Source organism: Allopontixanthobacter confluentis, assembly GCF_009827615.1.
Taxonomy (GTDB): domain Bacteria; phylum Pseudomonadota; class Alphaproteobacteria; order Sphingomonadales; family Sphingomonadaceae; genus Allopontixanthobacter; species Allopontixanthobacter confluentis.
The window spans coordinates 1,051,979-1,071,719 of sequence record NZ_WTYU01000002.1 but is presented as its reverse complement, the minus strand read 5'-3'; the positions used below and the strand labels follow the sequence as shown (position 1 = coordinate 1,071,719).

Annotated in this window: 9 protein-coding genes; 6 read left to right on the top strand and 3 right to left on the bottom strand. The window is 56.4% G+C overall.

Features of this window, described 5'->3' with window-relative positions; all coding sequences use genetic code 11:
- The first annotated feature begins 24 nt into the window (after positions 1-24).
- The 5 genes from GRI44_RS13375 to GRI44_RS13355 all read left to right on the top strand — a co-directional run bounded on the left by GRI44_RS13375 (position 25) and on the right by GRI44_RS13355 (position 14,934).
- Positions 25-5,952 (top strand): DEAD/DEAH box helicase, encoded by a 5,928-nt coding sequence (locus tag GRI44_RS13375; protein WP_232843145.1) that lies wholly within the window; start codon positions 25-27, stop codon positions 5,950-5,952.
- A gap of 221 nt (positions 5,953-6,173) precedes the next feature.
- The gene (locus GRI44_RS13370) at positions 6,174-8,216 is read left to right on the top strand and encodes a type I restriction-modification system subunit M (protein ID WP_160602229.1); all 2,043 of its coding nucleotides are present in this window, start codon (positions 6,174-6,176) and stop codon (positions 8,214-8,216) included.
- Complete coding sequence (locus tag GRI44_RS13365) at positions 8,213-9,463, top strand: restriction endonuclease subunit S (RefSeq protein WP_160602228.1); 1,251 nt, start codon at positions 8,213-8,215, stop codon at positions 9,461-9,463. Before GRI44_RS13370 ends, GRI44_RS13365 begins: the two co-directional genes overlap by 4 nt.
- Positions 9,460-12,693 (top strand): type I restriction endonuclease subunit R, encoded by a 3,234-nt coding sequence (locus tag GRI44_RS13360; RefSeq protein WP_160602227.1) that lies wholly within the window; start codon positions 9,460-9,462, stop codon positions 12,691-12,693. Before GRI44_RS13365 ends, GRI44_RS13360 begins: the two co-directional genes overlap by 4 nt.
- Before the next feature lie 93 nt (positions 12,694-12,786).
- Positions 12,787-14,934: a GmrSD restriction endonuclease domain-containing protein gene (locus tag GRI44_RS13355; RefSeq protein WP_160602226.1), complete on the top strand. Its 2,148-nt coding sequence runs from the start codon at positions 12,787-12,789 to the stop codon at positions 14,932-14,934.
- An 86-nt stretch (positions 14,935-15,020) separates the two neighbouring features.
- Here GRI44_RS13355 and GRI44_RS13350 read toward each other — a convergent pair whose 3' ends face one another.
- Positions 15,021-16,316: a type II toxin-antitoxin system HipA family toxin gene (locus GRI44_RS13350; protein ID WP_160602225.1), complete on the bottom strand. Its 1,296-nt coding sequence runs from the start codon at positions 16,314-16,316 to the stop codon at positions 15,021-15,023.
- Positions 16,313-16,675: a helix-turn-helix domain-containing protein gene (locus GRI44_RS13345; RefSeq protein WP_232843144.1), complete on the bottom strand. Its 363-nt coding sequence runs from the start codon at positions 16,673-16,675 to the stop codon at positions 16,313-16,315. Before GRI44_RS13345 ends, GRI44_RS13350 begins: the two co-directional genes overlap by 4 nt.
- 150 nt (positions 16,676-16,825) lie before the next feature.
- On the opposite strand from GRI44_RS13345, the gene GRI44_RS13340 reads away from it, so the two are divergent.
- On the top strand, positions 16,826-17,026 hold the full coding sequence (locus GRI44_RS13340; RefSeq protein WP_160602224.1) for a hypothetical protein: 201 nt from the start codon (positions 16,826-16,828) through the stop codon (positions 17,024-17,026).
- A 4-nt stretch (positions 17,027-17,030) separates the two neighbouring features.
- Here GRI44_RS13340 and GRI44_RS13335 read toward each other — a convergent pair whose 3' ends face one another.
- Positions 17,031-19,733, bottom strand: a complete 2,703-nt coding sequence (locus GRI44_RS13335; RefSeq protein WP_160602223.1) for a conjugal transfer protein TraG N-terminal domain-containing protein — start codon at positions 19,731-19,733, stop codon at positions 17,031-17,033.
- Positions 19,734-19,741: the final 8 nt, after the last annotated feature.

Genomic DNA, 19,741 nt, shown 5'->3' with positions numbered 1-19,741 from the left:
TCCCAGTTCTCACGATTGTCTCCCATGGAAGTCCACCAGCGGTTGCGAGCTGGCCTGGCTGAAGCGGTCGTTTCCCGGGCGGGCATCCGGCATGAAGGCCTCAACGCATTTCTCAGGCGAAACTTGGCCGGAACAGACCCCAGGCAAGGTGGACTTCTGTCCGAGCAACTTTTTCAAGCGGCCCCAGGCTACGTGTCGTCTGGCAAACGTCCTGACCAATTGGAGGCGCTACTGCATCCGCGCACAATTGATGCGATCAGCCAAACACCGGTCACTGACCTGCGTTTCGATTATGAGGCCTATGCACACCAGCTCAGTACCTGGGAGCTTCTGAGCGCTAAAGATCCGCAATCCGTTTTGGTTTCCAGCGGCACGGGCTCGGGAAAGACTGAATGCTTTCTTGTTCCGATGCTGGATGATCTGGTTCGTGAAGCGGCAACAGAAGGTCCATTGACCGGGGTTCGAGCCTTGATGCTGTATCCGCTCAATGCGCTTATCGCGAGCCAGGAAAAGCGTCTTACGGCCTGGACAAAGCCGCTTCACGGCGATGTCCGGTTTGCTCTCTACAACGGCTTGATGGGAACGGCGCGAAAATCTAATCGCGACAAGGCCGAACACGAGATCCCGCACCAGGTCCTCTACCGCGAAACCCTCCGCGCCAACCCGCCTCCGATCCTCGTCACCAACCAGACGATGCTCGAATATATGACGGTCCGGCGTGAAGATCGCCAAATCCTCGATAAGTCTCAAGGCAAGCTTCGCTGGATCGTCATCGACGAAGCGCACAGCTATATCGGCTCGGCAGCGGCAGAGCTGTCGCTCCTGCTCCGGCGCGTGATGAATGCCTTCGAGGTTAATCCAGATCAGGTGCGATTTGTCGCAACGTCAGCCACGATCGGATCGGCCGATGATGAGAGGGCGCGAGAAGATCTCCAGAGATTTCTTGCTGATATTGCCGGAGTTCCGCTCGACCGCGCGCATGTTGTGGTGGGTAAACCTCAACCGGTCGACCTATCAAAGGTCCTGACTGCGTCCGATGATCCCGCCGCTCAGTCTATTGCCGAGAAGCTCGAGCGAGAACCGCAAACTCTTGCTTCACTCAGAACCCTCGCCCCGAACGCAGGGCAGGTCCTCCTCGACTTGTCCGCGCACAATGCAGCAGAGGCAAAGCCTGTCCTGCCGATGCGCGCGCACAGTTTTACGCGGGCAATTCCCGGTCTCTGGACATGCATCAATCCCGATTGCTCTGGTGAAGCGCGGCCAAAGGACTGGCCGTTTGGCACTGTCCTGTTCGAGCAGCGGACTCAATGTCCGCATTGCCAGTCATTGGTGTTTGAGATCCAGAATTGCCTTGATTGCGGCGAACCCTATCTGCCTGCCGATGACATGGGTGACCGAATTCTTCCGCGTGGAAGCGATCACGATGCCGACGAATTTCGTGAGGACAGCTACCGGGAGCAGGATCATGATGATGCTGATGACGATGATGAGGCAAGGCACGAGGGAGTTGGTCATCCGCGGTTGATAGCCATCAATCCGAAATCCGATGCGAATGCCACGGGCTTCGACGTTAAAAGCGGCGAATACACCGAGCAGGCTGGCCAATTCCATCTAACGCAATTGGATGAAGGGCGCTGCCCCTCCTGTCTTGGAAACAAACGTCGCGGGCGGCCTGCGGTTTTTCCCTTCCGCTTTGGCACCCCTTTTCTCACCCAGAACGCCGCCCCGATCCTCCTGGAAGGTGTTTCACCGCATCAAGCAGAACATGCGCTGCCATTCGATGGCCGTCAGCTGATCAGCTTTTCCGACAGCAGGCAGGGAACCGCGCGTTTTGCTGCGAATATCGAAACCAATGGCGAGCGAGGTTTTGTCCGCGGCTTTATCTACCATGCCGTTCAGAAGGCTGCTCATGGCGGTGATCTTACCGAAGAGCGAAGAGCCGAGCTGCTCAAGAAGAGGGCGGCTTTGGCGGGCCTTGTGACCGATATGCCGGCCTTTAAGGACGATATTGCGAAGATTGATGCCGAGCTCGGTGGCACCGGCGCTGCAGGAGTACGTTGGCAAGACCTCGTGCCTGCGCTCGCCGCCGAGCCCGCCCTTGGCATGATGGCGAAAGTCTGGGATCTGGACCGCAGCGAGCGCTTCCATAATGACCGCGAGGCGCTCGCCCGCTTCATGCTTTTGCGCGAACTCGCCCGCCGTCCCCGCAATGCCAATGCAATGGAAACGCTTGGGCTTGCGCGGCTGCGCTTCCCGGACATCGAGAGAATTGGTCAGGACAAGCTACCGGCGATCGTGAGCGAGAAGGGCTACTCGATCGAGCACTGGCGCGATTTCCTTTATTACATGGTCGATTATCTGCGCGGCCAATTCGCCCTAGACGTTGATCACGGCGACGCGCGCTGGATGCCGGGACGGGCTCGGCCGCGTAACGTGATCGGACCCGATCAGCCACCAGGTGAAAAGCGCGACGCTTCCTGGCCGACCGTCAATTCGAAAGGGCGGCAGCCCGATAGCAGTCTCATTGTGGCCGCAGCTCTGAGCCTTGACCTCTCTTCTGATCGCGGCCGTCATGAAATTAATCAGGTCATGCGCGCAGCCTGGGATCAGCTAGCCCCACTCCTCTCCGGGGTTGGCGGGACTTACAGCCTGCGCCTTGAAAAGACGGCCGAGATTGAGGCTGTGAGCAAGGCCTGGCGATGCCCGCTTACCCGCCGAATTTTACCGCGACTGGTTTTTGGAAGATCGCCCAATCTCGTCAGCGCGGGGAAGGTGTTTGCGAGCCAGCCTGCTAACGAAGTGCAGCTCCCGCGCCTTCCGCAAACAAGACCACTTTCGACAGGAGAGCGGGAGGAAATAACGGCCTGGCTTGACGCCAACGAACAAGTAACGACCCTTCGCGAGCGCGGCATCTGGATGAACTGGCACGATCAGGCAGCGCTCGCGACGCCGTATCTGCGAGCCGAAGAGCACAGCGCGCAGCAGCCGCCTCAACGGCTGCGCGAATTTGAGGAGCAGTTCAAAGTAGGCGACATCAACCTCTTGGCTTGTTCGACTACAATGGAAATGGGCGTCGATATCGGCTCGATTGAAGCCGTGCTCATGACCAACGTTCCTCCCTCGATCGCCAACTATAACCAGCGGGCCGGCCGTGCGGGCCGCCGCGGACAGGGCTTCTCTACCAGCCTGACGATCGCCCGGAATACACCGCTCGATCTCGAAACCTTTGCCGATCCGGCAGGCTATCTGCGGCGCAAGCTAGCCTCTCCGCGCGTATCGCTTGATTCTGACCGGATCGCACAGCGTCACGCCAACGCTTACCTGCTCGCGGAGTGGTTTCGCGAAGTCGACGGTGAATTCGCCAAGACAAAAACTGGCGATTTTTTTGGCTGCCGCTCGGACCTCCGTCCATTTGAAGGCCGCGCTCCGGTTGACGCCTTCTGCGAGTGGCTTGAGCTTCCGGCGACAACTCCGGCCACGAAAAATGGGCTCAAGCGTCTCCTCAAGGGAACTGGCCTCGAGTACGATACTGAGATCAGAAAACACACGGCGGAAATGTTCGCCAATGAAACTGGGAACTTCCGGCGCACGTGGCAGCGCCTCAAGGAGGATGGGGACGCGCTCGAAGGTCCGGCGAAGAAGGCGATAGAGTTCCAGGCCCGGCGCCTCTGCAAAGAGTTCCTTTTAAAGGAACTTGCCAATCGTTCGCTTATTCCAGGCAGCGGCTTCCCGACGTCAGTCGTCCCGTTCGACACCCTCTGTGCAGAAACCCAAAAGGCGCAGGAGCGCAATCGATCAGACGATGAAGGCGCCCGCGACCGGCGCTATGAATGCCCGACACGAAATGCCGACATAGCTATTCGCGAGTATGCCCCAGGGGCCGAGGTTGTCGTCGACGGCTTGGTCTGGAAGTCAGCCGGGGTCACTCTTAATTGGCTGAGCCCGATCGATAGCGGTCATCGCGAGCCCCAGAACCTACGCTGGGCCTGGTGGTGTGATCATTGTGGCGGCGCAGGAAGTGATCACCAGATGCCCGATCACTGTGATCATTGCGGCGAACAGACAATCAACATCGAGCAGTTTCTGGAACCTGCAGGATTCCGCGTGGACTGGAATGCGCAGCCTCACGCCGATACCGATCAGGCGGTTTATATCGAACCAAAGTCTCCCAAGGTCAGCGTGGGCGATGCTCTCTGGCAGCCTTTGTTGCAGCCCGAAAGTGGCCGGATCCGCGCTTCACACGAAGGGTATATCTATCACCATTCGCGCGGGCCTAAAGACAGGGGCTACGAGATTTGCCTCGAATGCGGACGGGCCGGGGATGCGGGGACTGATGCTCTTAAAGACCACAGGCCGCTGACCCCCAGAAACAAGAAAGCGATGGATCGCTGCCCCGGCAACGACGAGGGCTATGCGATAACGGGGGCCCTCGCTTTGGGTCACGAAGTCCTCACCGACGTTATCGAGGTCCAGTTGCCAGGCCTGGAAAGCGATGGCGCGGCCTGGGCTTTTGGCGCAGCGCTGCGCGAGGGTCTTGTGCGCTGGCTAGGGATTGAGCCTAGGGAACTGGGAATCGCGGTGGCAGCCAGAGATGGTAAGCTTGGCCGCAGAGTCCCATCGGTTTACCTGTTCGATGAAGCGTCCGGCGGTGCAGGATATGCTCCGAGGCTTCTTGACGATATCTATCACGTCTTCGAGCGAGCGGCTCAAGTCCTCGATTGCCCGAATGAGTGTGAGATGGGCTGTTCTGCCTGCGTGCTTTCTGCCGATCTCTACAAGCAACAGGGTAAACTCGACAGGCGTGCTGCACTCGTTGCAGTCCAGGCCTTCCTTGAGACGAATGCCGAACTGCCAGAGGAAGATCGGGCTGTTGCAGATGCAAGGCCCATCAATGATGCGGCAAACACGCTTCTGCTGAAAGCAGGCGGCGGAGACATCATCTCGATCTTCTTGCCGTCGTCGTTCGATCTGGCTGAGCTGACATCAACCAAGATGCGGTCTTTCTTCTCGGCAGCCTCGGCACGGGGATTGCCTGTCACGCTGGTGCTCGATGCGAAGTCGTTTGAAAACCTGGAAGAAGTTGAGCGGAGATTCCTGCGCGATGCTTCGGTGCGCTTCGAGTTCGAACTTGGTCTTGCAAGCGCACAAATCGGTCGCTTCGATAGCGTACGCCTCGCTGAGCTGAAATCGAACGACCGTGTGACAGGGTTCTTCTCGCGCGACGCTAACGCTGCTCAGCCAGGTGAACTCTGGGGCGTCGGCGCAACGCATGCAGTGGTTGCCGGTGCTCTGGATAGCCATACTGTCTTCGAACCAATCAACCCAGAGGATCTGGAACGTCAGGTTGCGGCGGGGGATCAGGTGGAGCTGATGCAAGGGTTTGGCCAGTGCCCTGTCGGCCAGTTTGGCAAACGCTTCGGATCGAAGCTGAAACAACAAATGGAGGCGGCTGGTGCCTGGAAGCCTGGCAGCCTTGTGCGGATCACCTATACCGACCGCTATCTCAACGCACCTCTTCCCATGCTCTTGTTCCTGCGGACCTGTGAAGCCCTGTCTGTCGACCTGAAGTCAGAAGTTCCGGTCGAAGTCGATATCGTGGTCCAACCGCTGAAGAAGGATCGGTCCCCTCATCGGACCTTTCATGACTGGGAGTATGAAGACGACCGGGCAGATGTTGCCGAGCTACTGGGCGAAAAGTTTGGCCTCGATGTCGATCTTCAGGTCACGGAAAATTCGGATCACGGCCGCAAGCTTGAGCTTGAATACGCCGATGGCGACAAGGTGCTCGTGCTGCTCGACCAGGGATTTGGATACTTTCGCGTAGCCGGCAGCCCGCCTCGCCACGATTTCCGTGCAGCACCGGCGGTTCAGGCCAGCACACTGTTGCGCTCGACATCTGCGGTTTCCGGGGTAGGCGAGAGCTATTTTGCTGTGAAGAGAGATCCGAAGTGAACCTTGATCGTCTCATCGCGTCTTTCGCATCATCCAAGTTTTTTGGCGACGGCATTTGGAGCTTTCGGCCTAATTTACTGCTTCAGGCACCAGACCTTCATTTTAGGAGCCAAGCAGGGCAGAGGGTTAGATCGTGCAGAAAAACGTGAAATTGAGTTAGAGATATTCGGTCAATTCGCGAGCGTTTACGTTTAGGACCCAATCAGAAAGAAACCTGAGCATTGAACACACAGACTTCGGCAACAGCAAAGGCCAACAACACTCACACGTCGCTCGCCGATTTCATTTGGAAAAATGCGGATGATCTTTGGGGCAATTTCAAACACGTCGATTTTGGCAAGATCATTCTGCCCTTCACTCTTCTGCGCCGTCTGGAATGCGTTCTCGAGCCTACTCGAGAAGAGGCCGCCAAAATGCACAAAATGGCTGTCGAAAACGGGCTCGATATCGACGTCATCCTTCGTCAGGCAACCGGCTACCCCTTCTACAACTCCTCGAGCTATAGCCTTGAAACTCTAGGATCCGGCCGCACCCGGCAAAACCTTGAAGATTATATCGCAAAGTTTTCCGGCAATGCCCGCGTAATTTTCGAACAATTCGATTTCATCAACACAATCAGTCAGATGGACAAGAAGGGCGTTCTCTACAAGATCTGCCAGAACTTCGCTGCCATCGACCTGCATCCCGACGCGGTCCCCGAACGGACCATGTCCAACGTTTATGAACACCTAATCCGTCGGTTCGGGGCCGAGGTCAACGAAGCGGCCGAGGATTTCATGACGCCCCGTGACGTTGTGCACTTGGGCATCGAGCTCTTGCTCGAGCCTGATGACCAGATGTTCATCGACAACCCCGGGATCATTCGCACGCTCTATGACCCCACGATCGGCACCGGCGGCTTTGTCTCGGACGGCATGGAGCACGTGCAATCATTACAAGATCGCTATGGCACGGCCCCGACGCTTGTTCCCTACGGCCAGGAGCTGGAGTCCGAAACCCACGCTGTTTGCCTTGCAAGCATGCTTTTGAAGACGCTCAAGTCTGACCCCGGCCGCGATCTGTCGCAGAACATCAAGCTTGGCAGCACACTGTCGGCCGACAAGTTTCGGCACGATAAATTTCATTATTGCGTCTCCAATCCACCCTTCGGCAAGAAGTGGGAATTGGACCAGGCTGAAGTCGTGCGCGAACACCGCGACCAGAAATTTGAAGGGCGCTTTGGCCCCAAGCTGCCGCGCGTGTCGGATGGCTCGATGCTGTTCCTCTTGCACCTCCTCAGCAAGCTTGAGGACCCTGAAAAGGGTGGCGGGCGCGCGGCGATCGTGCTGTCGGGTTCTCCTCTCTTCAACGGAAACGCCGGTCAGGGTGAGTCTGAAATCCGCCGCCACCTGCTTGAGCAGGACGTGGTGGAGGCCATCATCGCACTGCCGACCGAAATCTTCTTCCGGACCGGCATCGGCACCTACATTTGGGTCCTGTCCAACCGTAAACCCGAAGCGCGGCGCGGCAAGGTTCAACTGATCGACGCGACCGGGATGTATGAGCCGCTCCGCAAGAGCGAGGGCAACAAGCGGCGCAAGATCGGCGAGGACCAAATCCGCGATATCGTGCAGCTCTATGCCGACTTTGAGCCAACGGAAAAGGGTTTGATCCTCGACGCACAGGACTTCGGCTACCGCCGCATTAAGGTGCTCCGGCCCTTGCGCCACAAGATCGTCGTGTCAGACGCGGGGTTTGAGACGCTGGTCGAACACAAGGCTTGGGAGAAGCGCACCGATGATCAGCGGCAACGCTGGCGCGACCTGTTGTCGAAGCACATGGGCACCGACCATGACTGGCACTGGATCGAAAGCTTCGTTAAAGCCGCCGCGAAAAAGGACGCTGGGCTCGGAAAAGCCGAGGTTGCGTTGATCAAGGCGTTTCAAAAAGCCTTTGGCGTGCGCGACGAAAATTTGGACCCGGTCAAGGACAAGAAGGGCAACCTGATCCCCGATGATGACCTGACGGATTACGAAAACGTGCCGATGGGCACCGATATCCATGACTACCTCGCTACCGAGGTCACGCCCCATGCCCATGACGCCTATATCGACGAAACTTACGTTGACGAAACCGATGGCGACATCGGGATTGTCGGCTACGAAATTAACTTCAACCGCTATTTCTATGAATACGTGCCGCCGCGCGATCTGGGCGAAATCGATGCAGAGTTGAAGGCTATCGAGGCCTCCATCGCTGAAGTTTTGGCTGAGGTGACGGAATGAGATCCTTCGGAGCCATTAAGTCAATTCCTGAAACTGTCGTTACCGAAGGCTGGTCACTCAAGCCGCTGAAGCAAATCGTTCGCAAAATTTCGAAAAAGACCAAGAACAAGACGAACGTCGTTGCGCTAGAAAATATTGAGAGTTGGACAGGGAAGCTTGTACCGACTGACACGGATTTTGACGGCGACGGCATCAGCTTCAAAGAGGGTGACATTCTTTTTGGAAAATTGCGCCCTTACCTCGCCAAGGCATACCTAGCGCGTTCGGACGGTGAAGCTATTGGCGATCTTTGGGTTCTTCGCCCGAACGATTCCTCTGAGCCTCGGTTTGTAGCTTACCAACTCCTGTCGCAGGTATTTATCGAGACTCTGAATGCTTCCACAAACGGGGCCAAAATGCCTCGTGCGGAGTGGGCGTTTGCAGGAGCTCTCACCTCCCCGGCTCCTGCGAAAAGCGTTCAAACAACCATCGCCGACTATCTCGACCGTGAAACCGGACAGATTGATGGGTTAATCGAGAAAAAGACGGGCTTCATCGCGCTGCTCAAGGAAAAGTGCGCAGCCGTCATCGATCACGCCGTTACAAAGGGCATCGACCGAAACGTCGAAATGAAACCCTCTGGGGTGGAATGGCTTGGCGATATTCCAGCCCATTGGGAGGCGCCTCGCATCGCTACGCTGTTTCGCGAAGCTTTCCGAAAGCCAGACCCGGATTTGCCGGTACTTTCGGTATCGATTCACAACGGCGTCTCAGACGGCGAGCTCTCTGATGAAGAACGTGACCGCAAAGTCGCGCTGAGCGAGGATCGCACGAAATACCAGGGCGTTGAACCCGGCGATCTCGTCTATAATATGATGCGCGCTTGGCAGGGCGCATTTGGTGCCGTGGCTGTATCAGGGCTGGTTAGCCCAGCCTATGTTGTCGCACTACCAATTGCTGAATTCAGAACCAAGTTTCTGGAGCACCTATTGCATACGAATAGCGCGGCTGAGGAGATCCGGAGATATTCCCGAGGAATCGCCGATTTTCGTATGCGGCTTTACTGGGAGTACTTTCGCGATATCCGCGTTTGCCTGCCCCCGCTACCGGAGCAGGATGCAATCCTTAGGCAGATTGACCGCGAAACAGCACGTATCGAAGATTTGATTGATAAAACAAAGCACTCGATCGCGCTTCTGAAGGAAAAACGTGCGGCACTTATTACGGCTGCTGTAACCGGTAAGATTGATGTGAGAGCCGCAGCATGAGCGATTTGCACCACGAAAAACACCTTGAGGCGTATGTCGTCAAGAAACTGACGGAACAGGGCTGGCTGCTTGGCGACACTAAAGGCTTTCATCTGGATGCCGCCGTCTACACCGAAGATCTGGAAGCTTGGATCAAAGAAACTCAAGGCACCAAATGGGACAAGCTCGTAGCGCTAAACGGCGAGCGCGCCCGCGAAACGCTGCTCTCGCGTCTTGATGTAGCCTTAGAGAAGCATGGCACCATTCAGGTGCTACGACGTGGCTTCGCCATCGCGGGCTGCGGTCAAATCGACATGTCCGAGGCCGCGCCCGAAGATCAGCGCAACGAGACGATCCTTGAGCGCTACGCCGCCAACCGTCTACGCGTCGTGCCTCAACTCAAATACCACCCCGGCCGCGAGCTGGCGATCGATCTGGGCCTCTTCATCAACGGGCTGCCTGTTGCGACGGTCGAGCTCAAGACCGACTTCACCCAATCGGCCGAAAGCGCGCGCGAGCAATACAAACGCGATCGCCTGCCCGAGGACCCCGCGACCGGGCGGAAACACCCGCTGCTGACCTTCAAGCGCGGTGCCATCGTGCATTTTGCGATGTCCGACAGTGAAATTTGGATGGCCACAAAACTGGCCGGCGAGAATACCTATTTCCTTCCCTTCAACCGCGGCCATGACGGCAAAGGCGGCAACCCGCCGCGTGATGACGGCGAATACCCCGTCGCCTATTTTTGGGAGGAGATTTGCCAGCGGGACGCATTCCTGAAGATCTTCAACAGCTTCGTCTATGTCGAAAAGAAGGATGTGGTGGATCTGAAGGGCAATTGGTCGGCCAAGGAAACGCTTATCTTCCCGCGTTTCCACCAGCACGACGCGGTCTCCAAGATGATCGCGGATGCCAAAGAGAAAGGCCCAGGGTATGCCTATCTGTGCGAACACAGTGCTGGTTCGGGCAAGACGTCGACGATTGCCTGGACGGCCCACGACCTGACCAAGCTGCGCTATGACGACGGTAAGGCCATCTTTGATACCGTGATCATCGTGACAGACCGGACCGTGTTGGATGGTCAGCTGCAAGATGCCGTTCAGCAGATCGACCACCGCAAGGGCATGATCGCTGCGATTGACCGCGAGACGAGTTCCAAAACGAAAACGGCGCAGTTGGCGGAGGCTATCTTAAAAGGTGTTCCGATCATCGTGGTAACGCTTCAGACATTCCCGCATGCAATGGAAGCGATCCTGACCGAAACCTCGTTGAAGGACCGTAGCTTTGCCGTGATCATCGATGAGGCGCACACCTCCCAAACAGGCAGTACCGCTTCGAAACTTCAGGCAACTCTCGCGCTTTCGTCGGCCAAAGACACCGCAAACATGACGGTCGAAGAACTTTTGACCGAGATCCAAAAGAGCCGCGCCCGACCAAAGAACCTGTCGCACTTCGCGTTCACTGCGACACCAAAACACTCGACCTTGATGTTGTTTGGAAGGCCGGAAGACCCGTCCCGTCCAGCAGGCCCGGACAACCTGCCGCGTGCCTTCCATAAATACGAGATGCGTCAGGCAATCGACGAGGGTTTCATCCTCGACGTGCTCAAGGGCTATGTGTCGTATAAGACCGCCTTCAATCTTGGAAAAGAACTGGAAGACAAAAAGCGCGTGGATGGCAAGTCTGCCAAGCGGGCGCTTGCCAAATGGATGAGTCTACATCCTACGAACGTCACCCAGAAGGTGCAGTTCATCATGGAACACTTTCGGCACAACGTGTCGTCTCTCCTCGACGGAAAGGCGAAGGCAATGGTTGTGACGAGCTCTCGTGCGGCGGCTGTTCGCTACAAGAAAGCCTTCGATGCGTTTGTTGCGGCCAATCCTCAGTACAAAGACGTTCGTGCGTTGGTCGCATTTTCAGGAAAGCTCAGTGGTAAGGATGTCATGCACTCCGATGACGCGCAGATTTCAGGCGATCTGTTCGTTTGTGACGACGACGCGGAATTTACCGAGAGCAACATGAATACCGGCGTTGCAGTCAAAGACCTTCGGATCGCATTTGATCGGCCGGAATTCAGAGTGATGTTGGTCGCCAACAAGTTCCAGACGGGGTTCGACCAGCCGAAGCTCGTCGCCATGTATGTCGACAAAAAGATCGCGAATGAAGTCGAAATCGTTCAAACGCTGTCGCGCCTAAATCGTACCTTCCCTGGCAAGGAAGAGACCTTTATTGTCGACTTTGTCAACGACCCGGAAGCGATCCGCGCCGCCTTCAAGAAATACGATTCTGGCGCGCAGATCACGGAGGTTCAAGACCCGAACGTTGTCTACGACATGAAGGATGGCCTTGACCAACAAGGCATCTACTCGGACGAAGACATCGAGGCGTTCAAGGTCGCGCGTTTCGAAACCGCCAAGACTTTCGACATTGTCAAAGGCGACCACCACAAGGCGATGTTCGCAGCCACCCAAAAACCGACAGACCTGTTTAACGCTCGCCTAAAGGCCCTCCGCGACGAAGCCGCGCGGTGTGAAATTGAATACCTGAAGGCAACCGAGACAGGAGACGATGCCACTGCAAAAAAGGCCGAGCATGAAAGGATGCAGGTAGAAGAAAGCATCGGTCGGATGCTGGAATTTAAGTCTGGGCTGTCCAGGTTCTCCAGGACTTACACCTACATTGCGCAATTGCTGGATCTGGGAGACCCCAGCATGGAGAACTTTGCCGCTTTCACCAAACTTCTGGCAAACCGCCTTAATGGCATACCTCCCGAGCACGTCGACCTTAGAGGCATTGCCCTGACGGGGTACGATATCAAAAGGAACGATGACCAGGGCAGCGACGGCGATGACCCAGATCCAAATTTGAATCCCACAGGATCCGGCGGCTCAAATGCGCCAGGGAAGCTTCCTGTGTATCTTCAGGAGCTTATAGAACGATTGAACGGTATCTTTGGTGAAGCTGCTCCGATCCAGGATCAAGCAACTTTCGTAAACCAAATCGTTTCGATAACCCGTGAAAACAGCATCGTGAGAGCGCAGGTGCAGAAAAACTCCAAAGACCAGGCCCTGAAAGGAAGCCTTCCAGGAGCGGTCCAGGGAGCGGTAGTGCGTGCGATGGGTTCAAACAACGCGCTGGCCACGCATCTCCTTAAAGAAGACAAGCAAAGCCTTGGTATACTTACTAACCTTATTTACGACCTGATCAAACAGGGGAAAGACATCGATCTTGGTGACCTCGATGCTGCATGAATCGCATGAAAACAAAGCCAAAATTATCAGCGGCATTATAGCGGTTGAAGTCCGGGGGAGATGCAGCGTGATTTGGAAACTTAGGAGCACCAAATGAAGATTTCAGTTGCCCTCGATAAGATCGATGAAAGGCAGCTTTTCGTACCTGCATTTCAGCGGGAATATGTCTGGAAGCGCGATGACGCAAAGCAACTGATCGACTCCCTGATCAAAGAATATCCAACTGGCACAATGCTTACATGGGAGACGAATACCCCGCCTGAGCTCAAGGGGCCCCACAAATACGATGAGAAGCAAGGTGCGGTTCGTATCTTGCTCGACGGTCAGCAACGCCTGACCACGCTTTACATGCTGATCAGAGGTGAATTGCCACCCTATTACACAGCTCCCGAGATTTTGAACGATACGCGCGGTCTCTACGTCAACCTCGAGAACCTTGAGCTGGAATATTACAAAAAGCTCAAGATGGAGAATGATCCTCGCTGGCAGAATTTGACGGCCATTTTCAAGGATGAAGTGTGGGATCAGGACGTATTCAAGAAGCTCGAAGAGCGCGGCGTTGAAGTCGACAAAGATGCCGCCCGACACATTTCCGGCAACATCAGGAAAGTTGAGCGGATCCTTGATCGAGAATTTCCCGAACAAACGATCCCGATCAAAGCGTCCATCCGCGAAGCGATCGACATTTTCTACAAGGTCAATGCTAGCGGCGTTTCGCTGACCGAAGCTGAACTCGCGCTCGCCCAGATTTCGGGTTACTGGCCGCAGGCACGAGACACTTTTAAGGCCAAGCTGGCCGAATTGGAAAAGCGCGGGTTTGTCTTCAAGCTCGATTTCGTAATCTACGCTTTGCTGGCTTGCCTATACGCATCGGGCTCGAACATGCGGCTGCTGCATGATCAAGGCAATGATACACCAATCAGAAAGGCCTGGGAAAAGCTGGAAAGCCAGACTTTGGATTATGTGGCTAATCTCATGCAATCGCATGCGTATGTGGACCACACAGACGAGATCAACTCGATCTATGCTTTGATCCCGATCATTGCGTATTGCTATCAGCAGGATGAGCACCTTAGCGATCTACAAATCAAGAAGGTCGTGAAGTGGTTTTATTACTCTCAAATTCGGACGCGTTATGTCAGCCAGCTTCCTCAGAAGTTGGATCGCGACCTTCGCATCGTGCGGGACGCTGACCATCCGTTCGATGAACTCCTGCAAGTCATCAAAGATGAAAGGTCTCTGGAAATTATTCCGGACGAATTTGTGGGGAGGACGATAACGCACCCGCTGTTCCCTATGATGCGATGGTACTTCAAGAGCAAGGAAGCGACCTGCTTTACAACTGGGGTCAAGCTTCGCCAATCAATGGGAAAGAAGTACGCGCTTGAAAAGGATCATATTTTCCCGTTTTCGAAGCTTAAGGCAGCCGGTTTTGGGATGGGTAATCGGATCAAGTATTCCTTGGCTCAGGAGATTACGAACAGGGCAATTCTGACTGCAATTGCCAACAGATCGAAGAGCGCGACAAATGCCGAGGATTACCTCAGCGAAGTCAATGCTAAGAACCCTGATGCGCTGGCAAAACAGTGCATTCCGGACGATCCCGAGCTCTGGAAACTCGAAAACTATGAGCTGTTCCTAGACGCTCGGCGCAAGCAGCTAGCGGATGGACTGAATGCGTTTCTCACTTCGATAACCGAAACAGAAAAGAGCGAGGCGCCGATCACCCTCGCCGAAATGATCGCCGAAGGCGAAAGCGAAGAACTTGAATTCAAGCAAACCCTTCGTTGGGATGTGAAAGAGTCGAAGGTCAATAAGGGCCTGGAAGCGGTTGTTAGCAAAACGGTAGCGGCTTTTGCCAACAGCTATGAAGGCGGCACCCTTTTGATTGGGGTTTCCGATGACGGAGAGGCGCTCGGATTAGAGCGAGACTATGTGGCCCTGGGGGATGCGGATAAGGACAGGTTTGAGCTGCATTTGAGAAACTTGTTTTCGGAAGCGCTTGGGCAGAATGTCACAGCATCGAAATTGAAGATCAGCTTCCCAGAAATCGAAGGCGTTGAAATCTGCAAAATCGATGTACGGCCAGCCGATGCTGCTGTTGTCCTCACGGTCGCTGATAAGAACGGGCTCAAGTCCGAGAAACTCTATGTTAGAAGTGGCAATTCATCTCCGGAAATGCCCATGAGCGAGGTACAGGCGTTTTTGAACAAGCGATTTGCGTCCAAGACTGTTGGCTAACTGAACAATCGAAGCTCATGGCCTAGTCGTGCCTTCAAGCTCAATTCACCTGTAATTTCTTGAATGTAATTGCCGGTATGACAACCCTAAAGGGACCTGAATCCGTTACGAGCCTGCTCTGCCATACTCTTGGACACGCCCGCTTCACGGGTCACGGCAGTCCAGCCAAGGATTGCAGATTGTATGTCTGAAATGATGGCTTTGGTTTCGGCAGGTTTGAGATCTGCGAACCTACCGAAGGCGATCAGGTCGTCCAAATCGAATTGATCGGTCTTGCCTGACAGCGACATCTGGTGCTCGTTTGTCCAGTCTCCGTTGGGATTGTAGGCATAGACGACATCGAAGGCGGGCGAGAGGCTCCAGCGGCCTGAGCTGTCCATTAGAAAAGCAATGTTCTTGGTGTGATCGTCCTGGTTGCGGATGAAAACATTGAACAGAGCGCGTCGTACCTGCTCTTTAATAGCTTCACGCCCAAGCCCGAGCATTCGGATGGTCTCGATCGCCTGTTCGTAGCTATAGGCCCGGGCCTGATTGAAATCGAAGTGCCGCATCGCGCAAAGCGACTGCATATGGAGTTTCTTGCCGTCGACCGTGCGGTCAAACCGCTGCGTCATGAAGTGCGCTCGCCCTCCTTCTTCATGTAGCCGAGACCGGGCCATGGCGACACCAGCTTCTTTGGCTAGCAGATAGCAGGCGTATTCGAGGCGGCCGAAGCCCATGGGATCGGCAAGCTCCTTATCGGCATTGCCTGACACACCGTCGAACTTGACCAGCCACTGAGTGTAGCCGGGGCCTGCTGTGAGTTGCCCGGAGTGGAATTGCCCGGTCTCTTCATTCCAGGCGAGAACAGCCTTGGCGCGCGCGCCACCCGCGGATGTTCCGACGCGCAGGATTTCCTGAAGCGCATGATGATCATCGTCGCCCTGCAGGACGCCGGTGAGTTCTTCCCGTGCTGCAAGCACACGATTGGCCAGCTCGACAAGCGGAGCGATGTCAACGGGCCCGCCCTGTTCGCGGCGTTCGCCTGTCGATGGTTCAAACTCGAGCGCGCCCATGCCTCTGCGACCGGTGTAGCAGAGGCGTTCAACGGGATTGAAGCTGTCGGTCGTTCGGCCCTGTTCTGCGAGCCAGCGATTGATGAGGGCGTGGCCGAACTTGTCTGGCAGGCTGTCGGCCAGCATTCCCGGTAGACCCTTGAAGGTGTCATGGTTCAGTGCGGGGAAATCGTAGACGCCGCTGCGCAGCGGCATGGTGAGCGGGGCGACCTCGATACCGCTGCGGGTGAATTCCGGAGTGTATTCGAAGACCCCGACATCGCGGTCCTCATCCCACAGCACGGCACCGATCTGCCGGCCCCAAAGATTAACGACTGCGCGGCTCATGGGGCCTCGTCACCCCAACTCCATTCCTCACTGGGCGCACTTTCGGAAGACTTCCGCACTCGTTGCCGTGCCTTGCCCGTGTCTGACCGTGGGTCGAGCGGGCTCAGCTTAGCATCGGGCACGATATCCAGCAGACGATCCTCGATATCGAGCGCACGCAGAATTCTGGCAAGACTGTCGATCGTCCCGCCATTGCCGGCTTCCAGCCGAGTGAGCGTTGAACGGGAGATGCCTGCCATCTCCGCAAGCTCGGCCTGTTTGAAATTGCGTGATATACGGTAGGCTTCGATCTGCTGGCCGAGGTCGGACAGCAGCACTGAGAGCGGACGTAAGTCTGGCGAGTCATAATGCGTCATCATCGAGACATTATCTCCAATATGGAGGTTTGTGTAGCAATTTTGCGTCTTTACGTTTCCGTGTATAATGTGTCAATATCGAAGCATAATAGGCGTTGCGGCAGTTAATGCGTCATAATCGATACGTTATGGATAAGGCAAGGAGTGGCAGATATGAATGACCACAAAGATCAGAAGGAAAAAGACTGGGAGGGCCTTCGAGAGATAGATCGTGCCATCTCCGAAAACCGTCTCACGGCCTATTCGTGGAAGAAGGCTTGGGCTGATCCATGGGGACGTGCGAAGATCATCACGGCACTAGCATTACTTGCGGCATTTGTGATCTTTGTCATCGTCTACGATCTCGTGCTTTGACGAGCTACCACTCCTTCACATCATCAGCCGCTTCCTCGCTTGCGCCCGTCGCGCCTTGCGTTTGGCGGTCGAGATAGCCTCCCACGGTTCCAATCCGTGCTTGACCCCGTTGGCGGGCCCGCTCGACTTCATCCGCGATCCCTGACCGATCGGGCGCGTCGGGCATGGCGGGTCCACCCGCAGACCCCACGGCTCCTCTTGCGCGCACTTGCCCCGCACTTCCGATATCAGGGCGGTGAACAGGCGAGAATGCCGGCAGCGAGAGATCGCCTTCGATGTCCTCCTGCAACTGATCAGCGTAGCTTTCGACAAACCGTGACTGCAGCTGCTGGCCGCGTGAGCTCATCTGGAACTCGATGTCATCAAAACGCACTGGTCCATAATAGTCGCGGTTGGCTTCGATCTCGGCCATGCCCCAGTCGCGATAGGCCTGGCTCAGGTTGAGCGTTCCCGCAGCGCTGTTAGCCTCATACCAGCCCGCCTGGGTCTCGAGGCGGCTGGCCATCTCTTCAGCGCGGCGAGCCTCGCGCGTGTAGCTTTCTGCCTCGGTCAGCGATCGGGTGAGCCCAGACGAGCTGGTCGAGACCTGTGATACCGAGCTCGTGCTCGTCTCACGCAGGAAGCCCTCGCGAGTGTTCGACCAGTTGCGACTGTCGGAAAGCTGGCGCAGCGATCCCGTAATCCTGCTACGATCTTCCGAGGCGATCCCGATATCGCTGTCGGTCCACGACTGGTTGCGACCGCCTCTTGCTTTACCTCCGAGAGTTACTGGCCCCAAATCGCCTCCTACACCAGCAGATGCTTCTCCATTCAAGAACCATGACACGGTGATGTCGTCGGAAGCCCGCCGCGACAAGCCAAACTGTTGCTGGAGCGCTCTCGATGCGTTGTCGACTTCGCTGAAGGCCGTTCCAACGCTGTCGTTCGTCCCGACCCCGCTGACAGTCTCGGAGCTGCGGCCCTGGCTGTAGGCGTTGCGGATCTCGCTGAACCGGGTGACCGCCGAGCTCGTCGATTGCTGGGCGAGATTGGCAAAGGTCTCGCTTTGCGTGCGGCTCTGGCTCGCCATCGTTCCGAGACGCCCTGTGAAATCCTGCCCGAGCGTCGGGGTGAACGGGTAACTGGAGTTCGGGACCGCGGCGAACTCGCCATCGGGAAAGCTGGTGGTCTGGGTACCACTGTCACTGAAGCCGCGCGTCTGGGCTGCGCCGTAGGTGATATTGGGTGCAAGATTGCCTTGGGCGAACTGCCGCGAGAACACCGTCGAATTGTCGATGCTCGAATTGCCGAGCGAGACATTACCGGTGCTGGCTTCGCGTGCAGCCTCCTCGGCCGCGTTCTGGCTTGGATTGAGGTAGCTGGTCGCCTGTCCCGAGATCGCCATTGCGCCGCGTGCCACTCCGCCTGCGAGGAAAGGGATCGAGGCGACGAGATAGCCGGCGAGGATGCCGATATCGCTGTTGACGTCGCTCATACCGGCAAAGGTCGCAAGACTGAGGCCCGAACTGCCGCCGGCAGCCGCGACATCGCCTGCGCCCTTGAACATCAGGATCATGTGCAGGATCACGAACAGCGGACCCCACGCAGCAAGGTAGAAGAAGCCGGTCGCGTAGCCCCTGAGCGCAATCGGACCGGTCTTGGGCATCAGGAACAGCGGAAAGAGAACCGGGAACAGCGCGTAGAACACCACGGTCAGTACCACATTTAGGATGGGCACCCATTTCATCGCGTTGTGCGCAATCGAGGAATAGGTGCGCTCGGTCTGGATGTCGGCGCGTGTCTGCGCGAAGACATCGACACTGCTCGTGCCGCTCGCGCCGGCAAACCCGTGCATCGCCTGGTTCATGGCATTGATGGTCAGCACCTGGCGAAAGATGTCGCTCGCGCTGCGCGAGATACCCGTCAGATATTGATAGGCAACTGGCAGGTCGGCCAACAGCTTTGCCCTGGCGAGCGTTTCGGTCTGGCGCGGATAGAGCTGGCGTCCTGCAACCAGCGTCATTTCGTCAATCATGTTCGTCCATTGACCCGAAAGCGCGGTGTAGGCTTCGCGGCAGGTGATGATCGAAGCCGTGACGCTGTCGTCGGCTTGCCTGGTCAGGAATTTCTGCGCTCTTGCCGCGCTGCCCGGGGCGATGCTTGCCCAGATGTCGTCGCTCTCGGAAAGCTCTTTCATCGAATAGCGACCCAGCAGCAGATCATAGAACACGCATTGCCGGACATGCTCGTCGAAATTGGTGGCGAATTCGGGATCGGCGATGCGCAGCGATTTCGTCGCCTCGAGCAGGCGTGCGCCGTAGATCATACCGTTCTTCGAGTAGTTGAGGTCGTCGGGCAAGCCAAAGACGAGTTCGGCAGAACGGGTCAGGTAGTCACCCGCCTGGCTGGTGAAGCTCGCCATTAGGGCAAGCCCGAGCGGCACATTCTCGACCGTTGCCGGTGCAAGGCTGGGATTGACGCGGTCGGTCACCTGGACGTCCATCCTCGGCACCATCAGGCACATATAGATCAGCGTCGCGCCGAGGAACCAGTTGAACCACGCGCGCCAGTCCTGGTTGAACGCCACCACGATCACGCCAAGTGCCATGCCCATCACCAGCGCAACCTGGATGAGGCTCTTATAGCCGCCGGCCCCGGTCCATGCGGCAACCGCATTGAGGACATTGACGATGTACTCGCCGCCGCCGACCGTGAAGATCTCAACCATCCTCGCTC

Excerpts from the sequence above, each read along its gene's own strand:
- GRI44_RS13350 (WP_160602225.1), bottom strand. The coding sequence starts at position 16,316 with ATGAGCCGCGCAGTCGTTAATCTTTGGGGCCGGCAGATCGGTGCCGTG.
- GRI44_RS13375 (WP_232843145.1), top strand. The coding sequence starts at position 25 with ATGGAAGTCCACCAGCGGTTGCGAGCTGGCCTGGCTGAAGCGGTCGTT.
- GRI44_RS13345 (WP_232843144.1), bottom strand. The coding sequence starts at position 16,675 with ATGATGACGCATTATGACTCGCCAGACTTACGTCCGCTCTCAGTGCTG.
- GRI44_RS13340 (WP_160602224.1), top strand. The coding sequence starts at position 16,826 with ATGAATGACCACAAAGATCAGAAGGAAAAAGACTGGGAGGGCCTTCGA.
- GRI44_RS13360 (WP_160602227.1), top strand. The coding sequence starts at position 9,460 with ATGAGCGATTTGCACCACGAAAAACACCTTGAGGCGTATGTCGTCAAG.
- GRI44_RS13355 (WP_160602226.1), top strand. The coding sequence starts at position 12,787 with ATGAAGATTTCAGTTGCCCTCGATAAGATCGATGAAAGGCAGCTTTTC.
- GRI44_RS13335 (WP_160602223.1), bottom strand. The coding sequence starts at position 19,733 with ATGGTTGAGATCTTCACGGTCGGCGGCGGCGAGTACATCGTCAATGTC.
- GRI44_RS13365 (WP_160602228.1), top strand. The coding sequence starts at position 8,213 with ATGAGATCCTTCGGAGCCATTAAGTCAATTCCTGAAACTGTCGTTACC.